Consider the following 16,159-nt stretch of genomic DNA (forward strand, 5'->3'; position numbering starts at 1 on the left):
AAAAAACGATGGCTTAATATAATAATTTATATTATTAAAAATCAGTCCATAGCAAGTAAGAATTGATACTGCATAGCGGAAGTAAACTCAATTGTTTATTCAAAAAAAGAAAAATATTTAAAAAATTTTGTCTCAGTATTTAATAATTTTCTCGCAAATAAGATCATTTTTTATCGATGTGATTACTTCAATAAAGGTTATTTTCATTTTGGGCAACTATCGATTCATGATATTGTTAGCATAATGGAGAATATATATCAAAAGCCTATAATTCTTCATTAATATCATTGATATAGCTTTGTATTATGCAACTCTGCATACCTTAATATGCTCAATATATTGCATTTTTTTTAACATAATATTTCCTCACTTCTTTAGCAGTACTTTTAAAAGTAAGATCGAATTTCGTAATAAAAACATCTCAAGTCACATATTTATATTTTTTAGTTTAAGCAATACATATTCTCAATCATTTTCTATAAAGTCCTCCCAGATGCATGAACAAGCATCGTGTAAACTTTTCCATAATTTGACATGATATGTTCTTGTACAAGAGGAGAATCATCATTAGACTGAGCAATTTCAGATAGCATTTCCTCAAAGTTTGAGATATAGCGATCAATAGCATTTCTTAGTGCTGAATCCGCCTTATACTGTTCTTGAAGATTAAGAAATACTTTTTGCCCTTTTATGGTATATAGCCGCTTGCTAAAGATATCATCTTCTCCTAGTGTATAAGATTTCCACAATTGAACAAAAGCATCATAATCAATAAACTTAGATATATTTTCTACAAGAGAATCTATAGAAGACAATGAATCCTTATCGGAAATATCTATATGTGAAGAACTCTTTCCTTTGCTATGGGTAGAAGAACTCAAAATTTTGTTAAACCATTCTTTTATTGCATGATTATTCTTTGTTTTTTTACCTGATGGACGTTTATCCACTTGAGAGATATTATATTCATCAGAATGCAATCCTTTATTATAAGAAGCAGCATTATTTTTTACTGAATCAGTTATTAACTTTTGGAAATCCTTTAAGGTATTGATCTGCTCTTCTATGGCACTGCGTATGGTATCAGCACTTTCTTTTGCTTCTTTTGCTAAAGATACGGAATCACGTTTTAAAATATCTCGAGAATTATTCAAATCTTCAGCTATCCTGCGAGAAGTCAAGGCAATATCATCACTGGTTTTAGATAATTTTTGAGTAAACGAATCGACTTTGTTATTTAGAGAATCTAAAAACACCTGCATAGATTGATCTGACTTCTCTTCAAGAGTAGAAAAAATATTTTCAATATTAGGTATGGTAGAACATATCTTTTGCCTCATATGATTTGACAAATCATATGATTTCTCTTTGAGAGTGACAAAATTACTATCTATAGTTTTAACAGTTTTATTTCCAATATCAGCTAGATTATGATCGATCAATCGTACTGTATCGCGACTACGCGTCTCTATATTAGATAAAGTTCCATCAATTTTTATAAAAGATGATTGTATACTGTCGGTCATATTCTTAACAACCGTGTCTGAAAGAAAATCAGCTTGTTCAACAATTTTTTTAACATCTACTAAAATAGACATAACAAATTTTTGGGCTTCACTAGATTTACTTACTAGTCGACTGGTTAAATCCACCAAGTTATTAGCATCTTTATCTAGAGATAATTTTGTTTCAGATTGTGCTTTCATGAGTGAATCATGAGATTTTATTAAAATTTGAGAATTTTTATCAAATTTGCTTACGATTTCAGACATTTGTAATAAAGAAACCCTAGATATCTCACCGAGATCTTTAATCTTTTTCTCAAATAATTTAGACGATTCCGCAAGCACAGTATCAATATGTCCTGTTGTTTCGGTAATGCGATTAGTCGTCTGATGCAAGCGTTCATCTACTTTGTTTAGAGAATCGGTAGCATCACTGATGATTGTTGTAACATCCTGACTACTATCCGTAATACGATTGGTGATTTTCTCAACGTCACTGATCAACAATGCCTCAAGTTTCTTTAATGCATTAGCAGCATTATATATTTGTTGATCTATGACATTAACAACAGCATTTCCTTCTTTATGAAAGGCTCCAGAAATAGAATCGGATATTTCCATTGACCGTTGCGAAAGGATATTATCAAGAATATTAGAACGCTCTTTAAAAGATAGTAGCATCGAATCATTGTTCTTATCAAAAAGAGATTCCATATTTTCCATGTTTGTCTCAAAACATTGGACATATTCTTTAAACTGTTTGAATACCGTAGATCCATAAGATTCTAATGCGCGATCTAGATTAGAAAGGACATCTTTAACTTCATGGATTCGTTGTTCTATCAAAGAACGAGATTCGTTAGTATGAGACGAAATAGTATGATCAACATCCAAGAGAATTCTAGAAATATTATCGCTAAAGCTATCTAAAGCAGAATGGAACTTCTCTTCTCTTTGTTCTAATACTCGACTGGTTTCAATAAATTTATTCGAAATATCAACGATTTCTCCTCTTACACGAGAAGTACTATCTATAATTTGATTAGTTATAACATCATTATTCTGCAATAGTTGTTGCGAAATTTCTTGTGTTCTTTGAGATATTCTTTTTTCTGAAATTTCCATAACTTTGGATATTTCATCCATAAAAGCTACAATATTATCCCCAAAGAATTCTCTGCATTTTTGGATTTTTTGATTTACGGAATCAAGCGATATCTCTAATTTCCCAGAAATATCAGTTGTAGATTGAGACATACTTCCAATAACCGAAACCAACTCTTGGGCAAGAGTTTGAATACTATCTGATAAATATTTGAAAGAAGAGGCAGAAGTATCTACAACCCTAGACAAAGATTTTTCTTGTTCTTTTAAATTATTTTCTAAATTTATTGTTTGCGTAGAAACCGCGGTAGACAAGCAAGAGGCTTTATTATCAAGAAGTTGGATAAGTTCATCTGACTTTTCTTGTAATAACCGATCAAATTTCTGATGAGAACGAAGTAGGGTACTATTTACGGAATTATTGCTACAACTTAGCAAAGATTCGATGCGCGAAGAATTTTCGTCCAAAATATCTCGAATAAACTGCGATGCAGATCCAATAGCACCATCTATTTTATTTTCACTACCTGCAAGATTTTGTCTTAAAACATCAATGTGATCGGAAAGTTTCTTGTCTAAAGTTTGACGATTCTCATCATAAGACAACAAAATATTACTCATACATTCTTCAAATGTTTTCGCAACTAATGTGTTAGAAGCAGAAATTTTTTCTAACATAGCCTGAGAATGATTTTCTAAAGTAACTCCGACATTTCCTTGGATTTCAGTAAGAGAATTAGCGACATCTATAGCTTTAGAATATGCTATGTCCGTTAATTTTTGAATATCGCTAGAAAGTTTATCGAGTAAAAGATGAGATTGATTTACAAGATTATTCTCAAATTTCGATTGATTATCTGCCAAAGCATTAACGAAACTATCATTACGTTGAGCAAAAGTAGTACAGAGTAATTCTTGCGCTTGTTTTAGAGAAGACAGAACCTTATCTGAATGGTTTACAAGATCGCTTCCTAATTCTTGACATCTTTCTTTTAGCGCTGTTGATATGGTTTCAACATCATCAATTGACTTGTTCATTGCCTTACTTATCGCTGAGAGCTCTGACTCAATATTTGCACTGCCACTATGTAACAACTCTTCCATACGTTTTGCATTGTTGGAAAAAAGATCATCAATATGTTGAGTAGAATTTTTCAGAATACCACTTACGTGGTCGCTTTTATTATTGAACGTATCGTTAAAAGAGTGCAGATGTTTCTGGAAGATGGTTTCAAGTTTATTATTACTACTATTATAAGAGCAAATAATATTTTTAGAGCTTTCGTCAAAACGATTCACTAATTGATTTTCAGCATTCGTTATTTTATGAACAACGTCGGTAGCATGAGCCTTAAGGCTGTTATCAAGAGATTTTTGGCTTTCTGATAATGCCGCTGCCAGAACCATAATTTTATCATATAAGTTATTAGTACTATTGGAGATCGAATCAACAATAGATTGAGGATGACCTGCAATAGTTTCTTCAAAGTGTGATTGTACTCGTGCGAGAGAATTAGAAAATAACTTCTCTCTATCAGAAATAACATTGCTTACTTTTTGATAGGAAGAATTAAATGAAGAGCAGAGCTCCTCTGATTTCTTTCCAATATCGGAATCAATCCTCTGACGTTTTTCTTCAAGCATATCTTTGAGAGAGTTTATACTATTCGTTAGAGTGTTTTCTAATCTTTCTGTATTCATACTCGTGATTTGAGAGATATTGTTCTGCTTTTTAGACAGGATATCTTCAAAGAGCAAAGTTTTCTTATCTAAATTAGAACCAATAGTTTGTATATTAGATAGGAAAAGATCTTCCATATTACCATGCGAATCTGCAAAACACCCTTGGAGCTTGTCTATATTGCCTTGCAAATTCGATTCAAATTCACTGAGATTATCTTTATAAAAGGAACTAAAGTCAGTGATGGAATTATTGAATGTTTCGACAATTTCTTTGAGAAATGCTGTGATTCTATTTTCTAGTGTGTTTGTACGATTGTCTACTTCACGCAACGTGTTATCCGTGGTGGATTTAAGATTACTACAAAAAGAATCTTCTTTTTCTTGAAGGGAAATTCGTAGACTTTGTAATACATCATTAAGTGTGACGGTGATAGATTTTTGTTTTTCCGAAAAGAAATTCGACATCTCACAGATATGTGATGTGAATGCTTGCATAAATTGTTGTGATTGTTCTTTGAGTGCAATGCTAACTTTATCTGTATTATTGCCCAACATTAACGTATAATTGCCCACCTGATTGGCCAAGCTACGTCCTGAATTATTAAGTGTATTTGAAAGAGATTCAATACGATTATCAAAGTCTTTCGTAATTACAATAGATGTTGAGTGAAGGACTTCTAATAATTGATCTATTTTTGAAGAGATGGTTTGTGCTGATTCTTGGACTATCCGAGTTGTTTTTTCAGTTACCTTCGCGATACGCACATCAACAATGGATTGAAAAGAATCTATTGCTCTCGATAGATGAACAGAAATTTCCTCACTTGTAAGTGAGAGTTCTTCTTTTAGGGACTCGTGTACTTCAGCAATAGATGTGCAAAGCTGCGTCCCGTGATTAATGATGGCTTCACGTTCCTGTTTAAGATTTTGAGTGATATTGTCAATCCGCATCTCGCTTTTAGTATAATTATTTTCAAGTACTTCTATTTCAGAGCGAACAGTTTTTTCTAATTCAGATGCACGAGAGATAGCACGATCAATCTCTTCCGTCATCAGCACAATCTCTTTGCGTACAGCACTACTAATCGACTGCATTTTTTCAGAAGAATATTCTTCTGGATCTATTAAGCGTAACGCAATTCCGGCTATTGATTGAGAAGCATCGTGCATATCGCGCGCGCGCGATATCATAATAAAGAACGAGAAGAATAGTAAAATAGGGACAACACTTACTACTAGAAACAGGGTGATCACTTCTGGTCGCATAGCAAAGTCGTAAAATGAATCCATGGGCGAATTAGTATAAAATTTGATCAAAAACCCCAATTCGCACGCTAACCAGATCAACGAGGACATAAACGCATTACGAAGTGCGATATTTAAGGAATTTTTACCAATATTTTGCAGTATATGTGTAATACCTCCATTGTCTAAATCATTCGCAGGATAGAATCCGGAATAGGTTTGCTTATTACTTGCCTGTTTAAAATTTTTCGAGAGAGTGGTTTGTTGCCTATCTTTAGATTCAATAGAATCGTCTCTTCTGCTATATTTGTGTTTTTTTCTAGAATGATGACGTTTTTTATTTTCATGCGAATCTGATGTAGACTGCTCTTCAAACTCTTTGAGCGAATCTCTATAAGTTGCTTTATTTTCTTTTTTATTACTCATATGCACGCCTTTAGATTGTTAAATTTCCAGACTTTCCAAAGAAAATCGAATATGAATTTCTGAATACTGCAGATACAAACCTATTTAAATTCGAAAAAAATATAAAAAATCAATATTTTAAAACCGAACGACTAACTACAATGAATCTCACCCTTGAAACAGAAGAGGAAAAGAATTTTTCTACAGATTAATTTTCATCCTAACAATTTTTTTACACTCACTTTTAAATTACGACACTACTACCAGCGTATTCTATGACTTTGTAATAATTATGTACATAGTAATGCTATGTTATACACAGATGCTATTCACTCATAGACAAAAATCCCAGCAATGAAGGTTACAAAGCGGTGCAATAGGTATCAGGTAATTTATTTATAATCAAAAAAATAAAATATACTTCAATTAGGTACATATTATTACTCTTAATTCTATGATAAAAATAGTCTATAACCGTTATTAATTTTTAAAATAGTGTTGAAGTGAATTCATAAAATAGAGAGCTATTTTTGATGATTTTCCATAAAAAAGTTAATAATAAAGTGCTATGAAGACATATTATCAATCTTGATATTTTTCTTTAAATTCCATCCATCCTTTTTGTCGTAGATAGCACGCTGGGCATGAGTTGCAACCATAGCCCCATTCATAGCGTTTATCACGTTTTCCAAGATAACAAGTATGACTCTCTTCAAGAATAAGATTCACCAAATCTTGCCCTCCAATATCTTGAGCAAGCTTCCAAGTTTCATATTTCTTGAGCCACATTAAAGGTGTATGGACAGTAACATGGCTTTCCATACCTAAATTAATAGCTGTTTCGATAGCCCTTATTGTGTCATGGCGACAGTCTGGATATCCTGAATAGTCGGTTTCGCATACACCAATAACAATATTAGTTATTCCAAGACGATACGCTAATGTAGCCGCAAAAACTAGAAAAATTATATTACGCCCAGGAACAAACGTATTAGGTAAATTATTGTCCTGGATTTTCATTGCAACATTTTTCGTGAGTGATGAATGGGAAATATCTCCAAGTATTGCAAGTGGCAAGATATGATCTTCTCCCAAAGAATCTTTCCATTTAGGCATGAGTTCCACTATTTTTTTACGCACGCAAAGGCGACATTCCAGTTCTACTTTGTTACGTTGTCCGTAATCAAAGCTAAGGGTTTCTACCCTATCAAATCTGTCCAACGCCCAAGAAAGACAGGTAGAGGAATCCTGTCCCCCTGAAAAGAGTAAAAGAGCAGAGGGTGCTTTTTTTATTATATCGTTCATCAGAATCCTTGATATTCGACCCAAGACATAGGCGTCTCATAAACGCGTACTGAGGATAAGATAGAAAGTGACGTGGATAAACGTTTCCAAATCCAGATAGCAATATTTTCTGCTGTAGGATTTTCTAACTCTTCAATCTCGTTAAGGCAATGATGATCTAATTTTTCTAAAAGTGGAGAAAAGTATTGTTCTATATTAAAAAAATCATCAACAAATCCAGTTTTAGGATCTACATCTCCTTCCATCACAAGCTCTACCCGATAGGAATGTCCGTGCATACGATGACACTTATGAGTTTTGGGAACACGCGGAAGTCTATGGGCTGCTTCAAATGTAAAAGCTTGTGTAATCTTCATTTTTTCTACAATACCTTTTTATGGTTATAAAGCTCTACAGAAATTAAAATTTCTAAAGAGCTCTTTATATTTTACTATATTGCTTCTTACATGAGTAGTGCGAAAAAATCATATTTTATTTTGGTATATTCTGATATGGAATGAGTTAATATAAGTCGCATGATAATGTTTTATAATACAACTCATGGAATGATAGATGAATAAAAAATTGATTCTACGTCATTTTTAAGGTTCTTTGCCGGTTTCATTTGAATGAGCATATTGGATTTATTTTTGAGTATTTTTTATACAATCATCATATAATCTGATGGAAATTGAATGAAAAAATAGTTGAGCAGTCTTCTAAACTTTACTGCTCAATATAATGTCTGCTGTGTTGTTACTGTTCCTTAATTCCAGGATCATCCGGTTGTCGAATGTGAGGATCTAAAGGATGAATAGTACTATCTTCAAAGGAAGAAACTTTTTTAATGCTAGGTAGATGGTTTTTCTTGCCATTGTTTAGCATACTTTGCAGATCATCCGCAGGATACGCCATTTCTAGAGAAAAATTGATGTTTTCAGAAGAAATATATTCTGGGCTTTTAGTAGGAATTTTCCATTCAAAATAACATAGTGTTTTACTTATAGGTGATAGAGGAAGCCATACAGATGATAAATAGCCATCATCTGATATCCATAGCGGATCTGGCATTGCGTGCAAGGCGCTTTGTGTCCAGTATAGAATTTTATCTGTGTTATGCGAATTTGCTTGCTCTATTTGAGCAAGCAGTAAAAAGATTTCTTTTCTAGGGGCGATTTTCATAGCAAGCATTGCTTTTGCGTGTGCCTGATCAATACTGCCCATTTCCAAAGCAATCTTAGAAACAATAACCAAGGATTCTACACTTTCCTTATTGATCTCTTCTAGCCTTAGTGCTCTCTTCAACTTTCCTACTGTATTTTCTGATAAGAGGTGCGTATAAATGTTGGCAATTTCAGGATGAGGATTAACCTTCCATATTTTTTCTAAAATTACTTCTGCTTTTCTTTTTTTATTTTGGGAAATTAAAGATTTGGCAGCACATATTGATGCCATGATTGAATTATCACATAGTTTCAAAGATTCTATTGCATCATGATAAGAAGCAATCATGTCACCTTTGTCTGCATTTTCTAAAGAGCGGGCTATGAGAAGTATTGCTCTATTACGATTCCATTCTTTAGCATTCTTCTTCTTTTGATTTAAAAAGGTAATGGCTCTAGACCATTCTTTTGCTAATACATACTGTTGTACGACTGCTTCAGTAACCCAAGGTGCATCAGGAGAAATATCCAAAGCTTTTGTTGCATAACGCTGAGCTGAATTTAAATCGCCTATACGGCAGGATTCAAAGTATAAACTATACACTGCAAATTCTCTAGTAGCGGGTATCTGTAGCATCATTTCTAATTTTTCATGTGCAATATTGTATTGTCTTTCAGCTAAAGCAATTTGCACTTCTAAGAGATAAACAAGATATTCGTTATGAAAAGTATGCTGTTGAGATACGTAAGAATGCATTTTGCGAGCCAATGGTATATTATGTGCGGCAATTGACATGAGACCCGTATATAACGCCTTATATCCCTTATCATAGTTGCGCTTATGAAGCATATGAAAAAGCATAGCGGGGCATGATAAAAAAAATCGTGAGACTGCAAATAATAAAATCCATGCAAAGAGAAAAAAATAAAGGATTGATAATATCACAAAAGGACTTGTTCGATATAATCGATTGCCCCAAGTAATGGACACATCCTCTGGGTAATGAGAGACTATGATAAAACTACAGATCACCAAGGAAATTACAAAAAAATAACGTATAAGACGGAGCATTTAATCTTGTATTCCTATGGCAAATCAGTTTGGGGAATCTTAGCCATCTCTTCCTTTAATATTGCATCAGAGCAAATATGCGCTTCAAGTGCATTTCTTAAAAACATACTAGGTTGTCTTGCTTTTTCTGGAATCTTATCCCATTCAGCAGCTGCTTTTACAAGATCACCTGTTTTCAGATTGTTCTCAATACGGGCGATGACATCGGTTATTGCATCTCCTTCAATATTTCCTCCTATGGGACGCACTTTTACTAGTCTAGTGAGTTGAAATAATAAGTAATTCGCAAATCCTGAATCTTTTTCAAGAGATTCGCTTGCAAAGACCATTTCCTCAGAAACTTTTGGAAATTTTGCTAAAATTTCTATTGTTGTAGGAATTTTTATATTAGCAAATTGCATTAGAGTAGCAGTACATGGCTTTAAAACCGAAAAATTTTCTTGCATTGTTGTATTCAGTGAGGAGTATTCCCCTTTATCCAATGCATTTTTCAATATGAGAAGAGAGACCATACGCTGAGTATTAGGGTTTCTAAGGGGGTTGGCAGTTAAAGTCTCCATCTTTGTTAATCGCGTGACAATATCTTGATAATTTTTACTAAGATCTGATATTAGTTGTTTTAAGGAAGCTATTTCTTCTAATAAAGGTTTTATGTTGAAATTTTGTGTGTTTGCTAGTTCTTTATCAGCCGTTTCTTCATCTTTTTGTTGAGCAATAGAGAGGTTTTGAGAAATAATTTCTTTTTCTATTACGGGCGAAATATCCTTAGGATCTTCTTTTAGTGGAGAAACGCTTGGTAAAAGGAGAAGATTATTATCGGTGCGGAGAAATTTTTCTGTGAATAATGCTGTAAATATAAAAATGAACGTGAGAACGATTACACAAACTAATGCAAGTATTTTGAAAAACGTTTTATTGCTAAGTATTTTTTCCCAAAAGAATTTCCTCCAAGTTATTTTTTTGACGTCACAAGAAGGAGGAGATGTTTCCTCTTGTTTAGGGGATTCTGTAGATCTACGAATATCCTTTTCCATAGAAGAATCAGACATAGGGCTCATCCTTTTTTCTCTTCACAATACGCTAATGTTCGGAATATATTAATTGAATAAACACCACATTATCATGCGAAGCTTATGTTATCGTAATTTTACAATCTTTCAAACGGCTTTATTCTCACCACTGATTATCTTTATACGGAATCTCGTCACAAGTAACGTTAGTAGCACTCGCAACGGACTATTTTATACTTAACTTATTAATTTTAAATAAAATATTAACCGCTACATACGAATCTTTATCTCCTTAAGGGAAGGAGCTTTAACAAGGAGGTTTCTTTTGGAAAACATGCTACTGTAACGACATTTTTATAGGATGCAGGAATCGCCGATGCAATATTATTGCTCAAACAGAGGAAAGCTGCAGATATTTTAGCAGGTAAAGGCAAACTAAAAAAGTATAAAACAGAAGATCGGGCATAAAACAATATAGCATCTGCATTTTGAAGGAGATTCTTCATTGTGGTTTCAGGGTAAGCGATGTCTTGGCTATAATAACAATCAATAACTCTTAGGGGAATCTTATGTTCGATAAGATAATCTTCAAAGTGAAAATTTCTTGGTTTCCCTCCTAGGTATATTAAAGGTTTTTGCGGGGTGAACAATACTTTTTGTTCGACGATTATCTTCGCTAAATTAATACTATTGTCTTTACCATGAAATATTTGAGTAAACCCTTTTTGTCGTGCAAGACAAGCACTGGCTTCTCCTATGGCAAAGATAGGGGTATGACGGCAGAAATTCGCAGGTAATGTAGAGAGAGATTCACTGCTGGTAATCGCAATAGCTCCGTATGATTGCTGCATTGCAAGAAAGACCGATTCTCTATCATGGATAAAATAGGATAGAGGCATCATAACGGGAATATACCCCATTTTTTGTATTTTTTCCTGTGTGCGTAGTGCCTTTTTTATTGGTCTCGTGATAACTATATACATAACTCGCTCTACATATTTTAATCTAACAATCAAACTACACTTTGCTATCAACAATTTTGGTGATGAGGATAGGAAGGGGGAAAGCAGTGGACTATGAATTTTCTATACTTTCGTATAATCGTTATATTGTTTTTTTAAGAAATCATATTTGATATTTATTGCATTGAAACGTTCTTCCCTCTAAAAAGTTTATTGATGATTTGACTAAATTTAAAGTGCCTACACCTTGATAGATTTACGTTTGCTGGTAATGATAATTGTAAGAATTTTGTTCGGTATATTGCGTGTGTTGATGCTTATGCTGTTGAGGTTGTTGCAAATAAATTTTTAAGACGCGCTTTTGTTTTGATGTGGATTGCTCCTTTTGGTAGTTTAGGAGTTGCAGTTTTGAGTCGTTATGTTAAGTCTGGTGTTTTTAATTTAGATAGTTTGTTGGTTGATTTTAGTGTTTCTTTAAAGGAACACTTTTTTGATACTTACTCAATTCCCTGGCATTCTATTTTTTATTTTGTTAGCGAGAATAGCAAGGAATACTGTAAAAAATGAACTAATTTTTGAGATCATTGTTTTAAACTTCAAAAGTTAAAAACATTTTTATTGGATATAAATCGTATATATTGAGCGGCATCACGACCTATATTAATAGCATCGCAACGGTTACCATTTCTTGATACTTCATGAAAAATTTTACCATCAGATGCCAAAACTATACCATAAAAATAAAGAGTTGATCCTTTACAATAGGCAAATCCAGCAATAGCACTTTTACAGGATCCATCTAATTCAGCAAGAAATGCACGTTCACAGTTTACGCTATCCCAAGTATCTTCATGATTAATCACTTTCACGAGTTCTTGTGCTTTAGGGTTATTCACATGTGTTTCAATGCAAATGGCGCCTTGTCCAGGAGATGGGGGAAAATCTTCAATGTTGAGAATTTCCTTTATAACTTTTTCTTTTTTTAATCTTTTGATTCCAGCATATGCGAGCAATATGGCATGGGCTTTATTATTGTTAAGCTTATTCAAGCGTGTTTCTATTTTTCCACGGAAATCTATGACAGATATGTCGGATCGCCATCGCAATAAGAGAGCTTTGCGACGTAAAGATGATGTGCCAATAACACTATGAAGAGCAAGATCTTTAAGGGACTGTGCGGTATGGCTAATAAAAACATCTCGTATATCTTCACGGGGAAGATAGGCAGAAATTTGAAGGCCTTTTAGCAATTTGGTTGGCATATCTTTGGCAGAATGGACCGCACAATCAATTTCGCCTGATATTAATTTTTTTTCAATTTCTTCCGTAAATAGTCCTTTGCCGCCTATTTCCGTTAATGTCCTATTGGTAATACGATCGCCTTTGGTTGACAAAGGAATAATTACAATATTGTGTGGAGGAATTTTATGCACATCCATAAGACTAGAGCGTGTTTCAAAAGCATGTGCTAAAGCTAGTGGACTGCAACGTGTTCCTATTCTAAAAGGTTTTTTTTCCATATTAATTCATCTGTGATATTGTTAAGAACGAGAATGACATTAATTTAATGACCATAAGAAAATTTAAAGTATTGTAATGTCTAAAATAAAAAAAACGGTTATCGGTATTGAAACGAGTTGCGATGAAACGGCTGTTGCTGTGGTACGTCGCAAAGATTCCCATGGCGAGATTCTTGCAGAAGCCGTTTTGTCTCAGATTGATCAACATGGTCATTATGGAGGAGTGGTTCCAGAAGTTGCTGCTCGTGCTCACGTAGACGTTTTGGATATTTTGATAAAACAAACCTTATTACGTGCTAATATGCAAATTTCTGATATGGATTCAATAGCCGTTACAGCAGGCCCAGGATTAATGGGAGGATTAATTGTCGGTTTGATGACAGCCAAAGCGATTTCCTATGTTAGTCATAAGCCCTTTTATGCTATTAATCACTTAGAGGGTCACATTCTAACAGCACGCTTGACAGATGACATTGCCTTTCCCTATCTGGTTTTGTTAGTATCCGGAGGACATACACAGATTTTGTTAGTAAGGGATGTTGCGCACTATGATCGTTTGGGAACAACTATAGATGATGCTCTTGGGGAGTGTTTTGACAAAATTGCCAAATCACTGGGATTACCATATCCAGGTGGAGTAGAGATAGAAAAGGCGGCATTGATGGGCGATGGTAAGCGTTTTAAGTTTCCGTGTCCTTTAGTACAAGGAACGCTATGTGATTTTTCTTTTTCTGGCTTAAAAACTTCCGTCCAGAAAACAATATGTGCTTTCGATGTGCTAGAAAAACAAGATATTGCTGATATTTGTGCATCGTTTCAAGTAACAGTCGTACGTATTCTTCAAGCAAGATTAAAACAAGGGTTTCTTTTATTTCGCAAGGCATTTCCACATAAACAAGCTGTATTAGTAGTTTCGGGTGGTGTGGCTTCTAATCATTTTATCCGAGCTTCTTTGATCGATCTTTGTGTTTTACATGGTTTTCGTTTTGTTGCTCCTCCAGCTCGTTTATGCACCGATAATGCAGTAATGATTGCTTGGGCGGCTTTGGAACGGATGGAGGCTGGATTACCTGCGGATGATTTATCTATATCACCTCGTTCTCGTTGGCCTTTAGATGAAAAAGCTCCGTCAAAAATAGGATCTGGTAAGCGTGGAGTCAAAGCATGAAAAATTATTCTACAATCTTCGTGATTGGTGCAGGAGCTTTTGGAACAGCGCTCTCTAGTGTCATTGCGTCACGTGGGCTTGCAAATGTCACGTTGCTTGGTCGAAAAGAAATTTTAATGCAACAATTAGAGGATACAAGAATCAATGCAAAAGCACTGCCAGGCATCAAACTGTCTCCCCTTCTAAACTTTTCATCTGATCACACGCTTTTGCAAAATGCCGATATTGTTTTGTTTGCTACTTCTTCTAAAGGCTATGGAGAAGCCCTTAACTTTTATAGCAATTGGTTGAAAGAGAGCGCAGAGATTATAATCTGTTCCAAAGGATTTGAATATAACAGCGGGATGTTGCTGAGTTCTTACTCAGAAAAAGTGCTTCCATCCCATTCTATATCGGTTCTTTCTGGTCCTGGTTTTGCACGTGATATTGCTCAAGGATTACCAGTAGGAGTGATCTTATCCTCTAAAAATATCGATATATCTCGGCGTCTTTCTAAGATTCTTACCACTGATTCTTTTCGAGTTTATTGTTCAGATGATCGTATCGGTGTTCAGATCGGAGGCGCTCTAAAAAATGTTATTGCTATAGCAAGTGGTATCTTAAAAGGGAGAGGATGTGGAGATTCGGCTCGCGCCATTGTAATGGTTCAGGGTTTGTCAGAAATTATGAAATTAACGGAAGCGATGAACGGTCGGGCTGATACAATTTTAAGGTTGTCTGGTGTGGGAGATTTAATATTAACAGCTACCAGTGAACAGTCTCGTAACTTTTGTTTTGGCATTGCTCTTGGAAGAGGGGAAAAACAGAATCCTGATCAGATACAACTGGTAGAAGGGGCAATTGCAGTTTCATGCGTGATAAATATATCAAAAAAAATGGGTTTAAAGTTACCTATTTTTCAAGCAATATCAGATGTGATGATGAATCATATTAGTGTAGATGAAGCTTTGAGTATTTTGTTAAACCACTCTTCCGAAGAGCAGTAGGTAAGTTTATTTCAATGATGATGCTTGTTGAATGAAGGAGAATCGTGGCATATTGGCTTGTAAAATCTGAACCTTCTGAATGGTCTTGGAAAATGCAACAAGATAAGGGGCGTGTTGGAGAAGCGTGGACAGGAGTTCGTAATTATCAAGCACGTAATAATATGAGAAAAATGCGTGTCGGTGATAAAGGATTTTTTTATCATTCTAATAAAGGTCGTGAAATTGTAGGGATTTTCGAAGTGATTACTTGTACGTATCCCGATCCAACAGCAGAACAATCATCGTGTTGGGAATGTGTGGATATATGTGCAGTTTGTAGTATGCCTTGCCCTGTTAGTTTAATGGCTATTAAAGCTAATCCACGCCTTTCTAGCATGATATTGATCGTTTCTTCCCGTCTTTCTGTGCAACCTGTAACGACGGATGAATACTTGGAAGTATGTCGTATGGGGAAACTATCTAATCCTCCTTTGTAGTCGCATATGAAGAGGTGAATATTCTATATTTTTGTTGATTATATTGGTAATTGTTTTATTGATAACGTTATTTTAAAAAATGAGGTTTTTTAAATGTCATATGTTAATAATTGTATACATATATTTCAATTAGTCATTGGGCTGTATCAGAAAGGAGTAGCTTGAAACTGATGTCTAGCATTAAGAATAATCGACCACTTTCTCCGCATTTACAGATTTATAGACTGATTCCTACTATGTTTGTCTCCATTGTACATCGTATCACGGGTTCAGTGGTTTATTTGGGAACTCCAGTAGTAGTTTTTTGGTTTTTTTGTATAGCAAATGGGGAACATACATTAAGTTCTTTAAGGTGTTATATGGATGGTTCTGTTTTCGAAGTATGCCTTTTTTTGTACACTTGGGCAGTTATCCATCATATGTTAGGCGGTATAAGATATCTTATTTGGGATGTTAGTTTGTGTTTAGACAAAAAAATTGCCACTCAAATGGCAAAAATTAATATTATTGCTTCGATTTTGACAGTATTAATAGTATGGATAATCAAGGATATTGTTTAAGGATGGAAATTGGATT

The 16,159-nt window shown here is 34.4% G+C and carries 12 protein-coding genes; 5 read left to right on the forward strand and 7 right to left on the reverse strand.

Going from position 1 to position 16,159, the window contains the following annotated elements:
- Positions 1 to 476 precede the first annotated feature (476 nt).
- From CD16_RS04625 to CD16_RS04650, 6 genes are all read right to left on the reverse strand, one after another.
- Positions 477 to 5,963, reverse strand: a complete 5,487-nt coding sequence (locus CD16_RS04625; protein WP_015452861.1) for an apolipoprotein A-IV repeat region-like domain-containing protein — start codon at positions 5,961 to 5,963, stop codon at positions 477 to 479.
- A gap of 561 nt (positions 5,964 to 6,524) precedes the next feature.
- A complete protein-coding gene (gene queC / locus CD16_RS04630) occupies positions 6,525 to 7,247 on the reverse strand; it encodes a 7-cyano-7-deazaguanine synthase QueC (protein WP_015452862.1) in 723 nt (240 codons plus the stop codon).
- A complete protein-coding gene (gene queD / locus CD16_RS04635) occupies positions 7,247 to 7,603 on the reverse strand; it encodes a 6-carboxytetrahydropterin synthase QueD (protein WP_015452863.1) in 357 nt (118 codons plus the stop codon). The genes queC and queD overlap by 1 nt, the downstream gene beginning before the upstream one ends.
- A gap of 379 nt (positions 7,604 to 7,982) precedes the next feature.
- Positions 7,983 to 9,461, reverse strand: coding sequence for a heme biosynthesis protein HemY (locus CD16_RS04640; protein ID WP_015452864.1), 1,479 nt, complete (start codon positions 9,459 to 9,461; stop codon positions 7,983 to 7,985).
- 14 nt (positions 9,462 to 9,475) lie between these two features.
- Positions 9,476 to 10,519 (reverse strand): COG4223 family protein, encoded by a 1,044-nt coding sequence (locus CD16_RS04645; RefSeq protein WP_031935046.1) that lies wholly within the window; start codon positions 10,517 to 10,519, stop codon positions 9,476 to 9,478.
- Between the two features lie 236 nt (positions 10,520 to 10,755).
- The gene (locus CD16_RS04650; RefSeq protein WP_015824966.1) at positions 10,756 to 11,454 is read right to left on the reverse strand and encodes a uroporphyrinogen-III synthase; all 699 of its coding nucleotides are present in this window, start codon (positions 11,452 to 11,454) and stop codon (positions 10,756 to 10,758) included.
- A 348-nt stretch (positions 11,455 to 11,802) separates the two neighbouring features.
- Between CD16_RS04650 and CD16_RS04655 the strand changes: the two genes are divergently transcribed.
- Positions 11,803 to 12,000 carry a hypothetical protein gene (locus CD16_RS04655; protein ID WP_015452867.1) on the forward strand — a complete coding sequence of 66 codons (198 nt, stop codon included), beginning with the start codon at positions 11,803 to 11,805 and terminating at the stop codon, positions 11,998 to 12,000.
- Positions 12,001 to 12,029: 29 nt separating this feature from the next.
- Here CD16_RS04655 and hemC read toward each other — a convergent pair whose 3' ends face one another.
- Positions 12,030 to 12,953, reverse strand: a complete 924-nt coding sequence (hemC, locus tag CD16_RS04660; protein ID WP_015452868.1) for a hydroxymethylbilane synthase — start codon at positions 12,951 to 12,953, stop codon at positions 12,030 to 12,032.
- Between the two features lie 76 nt (positions 12,954 to 13,029).
- Here hemC and tsaD point away from each other — a divergent pair, with 76 nt between their 5' ends.
- The 4 genes from tsaD to sdhC all read left to right on the forward strand — a co-directional run bounded on the left by tsaD (position 13,030) and on the right by sdhC (position 16,143).
- On the forward strand, positions 13,030 to 14,121 hold the full coding sequence (gene tsaD / locus CD16_RS04665; protein ID WP_015452869.1) for a tRNA (adenosine(37)-N6)-threonylcarbamoyltransferase complex transferase subunit TsaD: 1,092 nt from the start codon (positions 13,030 to 13,032) through the stop codon (positions 14,119 to 14,121).
- On the forward strand, positions 14,118 to 15,107 hold the full coding sequence (locus tag CD16_RS04670; RefSeq protein ID WP_015452870.1) for an NAD(P)H-dependent glycerol-3-phosphate dehydrogenase: 990 nt from the start codon (positions 14,118 to 14,120) through the stop codon (positions 15,105 to 15,107). Before tsaD ends, CD16_RS04670 begins: the two co-directional genes overlap by 4 nt.
- 44 nt (positions 15,108 to 15,151) lie before the next feature.
- Complete coding sequence (locus CD16_RS04675; protein ID WP_015452871.1) at positions 15,152 to 15,583, forward strand: EVE domain-containing protein; 432 nt, start codon at positions 15,152 to 15,154, stop codon at positions 15,581 to 15,583.
- Between the two features lie 170 nt (positions 15,584 to 15,753).
- Complete coding sequence (gene sdhC, locus CD16_RS04680; protein ID WP_015452872.1) at positions 15,754 to 16,143, forward strand: succinate dehydrogenase, cytochrome b556 subunit; 390 nt, start codon at positions 15,754 to 15,756, stop codon at positions 16,141 to 16,143.
- Positions 16,144 to 16,159 lie beyond the last annotated feature (16 nt).

Origin of the sequence: Candidatus Liberibacter asiaticus, assembly GCF_000590865.3 — a bacterium.
Taxonomy (GTDB): domain Bacteria; phylum Pseudomonadota; class Alphaproteobacteria; order Rhizobiales; family Rhizobiaceae; genus Liberibacter; species Liberibacter asiaticus.

Coding starts and splice junctions, on each gene's coding strand:
- CD16_RS04625 (WP_015452861.1), bottom strand. CDS start 5,963: ATGAGTAATAAAAAAGAAAATAAAGCAACTTATAGAGATTCGCTCAAA.
- queC (WP_015452862.1), bottom strand. CDS start 7,247: ATGAACGATATAATAAAAAAAGCACCCTCTGCTCTTTTACTCTTTTCA.
- queD (WP_015452863.1), bottom strand. CDS start 7,603: ATGAAGATTACACAAGCTTTTACATTTGAAGCAGCCCATAGACTTCCG.
- CD16_RS04640 (WP_015452864.1), bottom strand. CDS start 9,461: ATGCTCCGTCTTATACGTTATTTTTTTGTAATTTCCTTGGTGATCTGT.
- CD16_RS04645 (WP_031935046.1), bottom strand. CDS start 10,519: ATGAGCCCTATGTCTGATTCTTCTATGGAAAAGGATATTCGTAGATCT.
- CD16_RS04650 (WP_015824966.1), bottom strand. CDS start 11,454: ATGTATATAGTTATCACGAGACCAATAAAAAAGGCACTACGCACACAG.
- CD16_RS04655 (WP_015452867.1), top strand. CDS start 11,803: ATGTGGATTGCTCCTTTTGGTAGTTTAGGAGTTGCAGTTTTGAGTCGT.
- hemC (WP_015452868.1), bottom strand. CDS start 12,953: ATGGAAAAAAAACCTTTTAGAATAGGAACACGTTGCAGTCCACTAGCT.
- tsaD (WP_015452869.1), top strand. CDS start 13,030: ATGTCTAAAATAAAAAAAACGGTTATCGGTATTGAAACGAGTTGCGAT.
- CD16_RS04670 (WP_015452870.1), top strand. CDS start 14,118: ATGAAAAATTATTCTACAATCTTCGTGATTGGTGCAGGAGCTTTTGGA.
- sdhC (WP_015452872.1), top strand. CDS start 15,754: ATGTCTAGCATTAAGAATAATCGACCACTTTCTCCGCATTTACAGATT.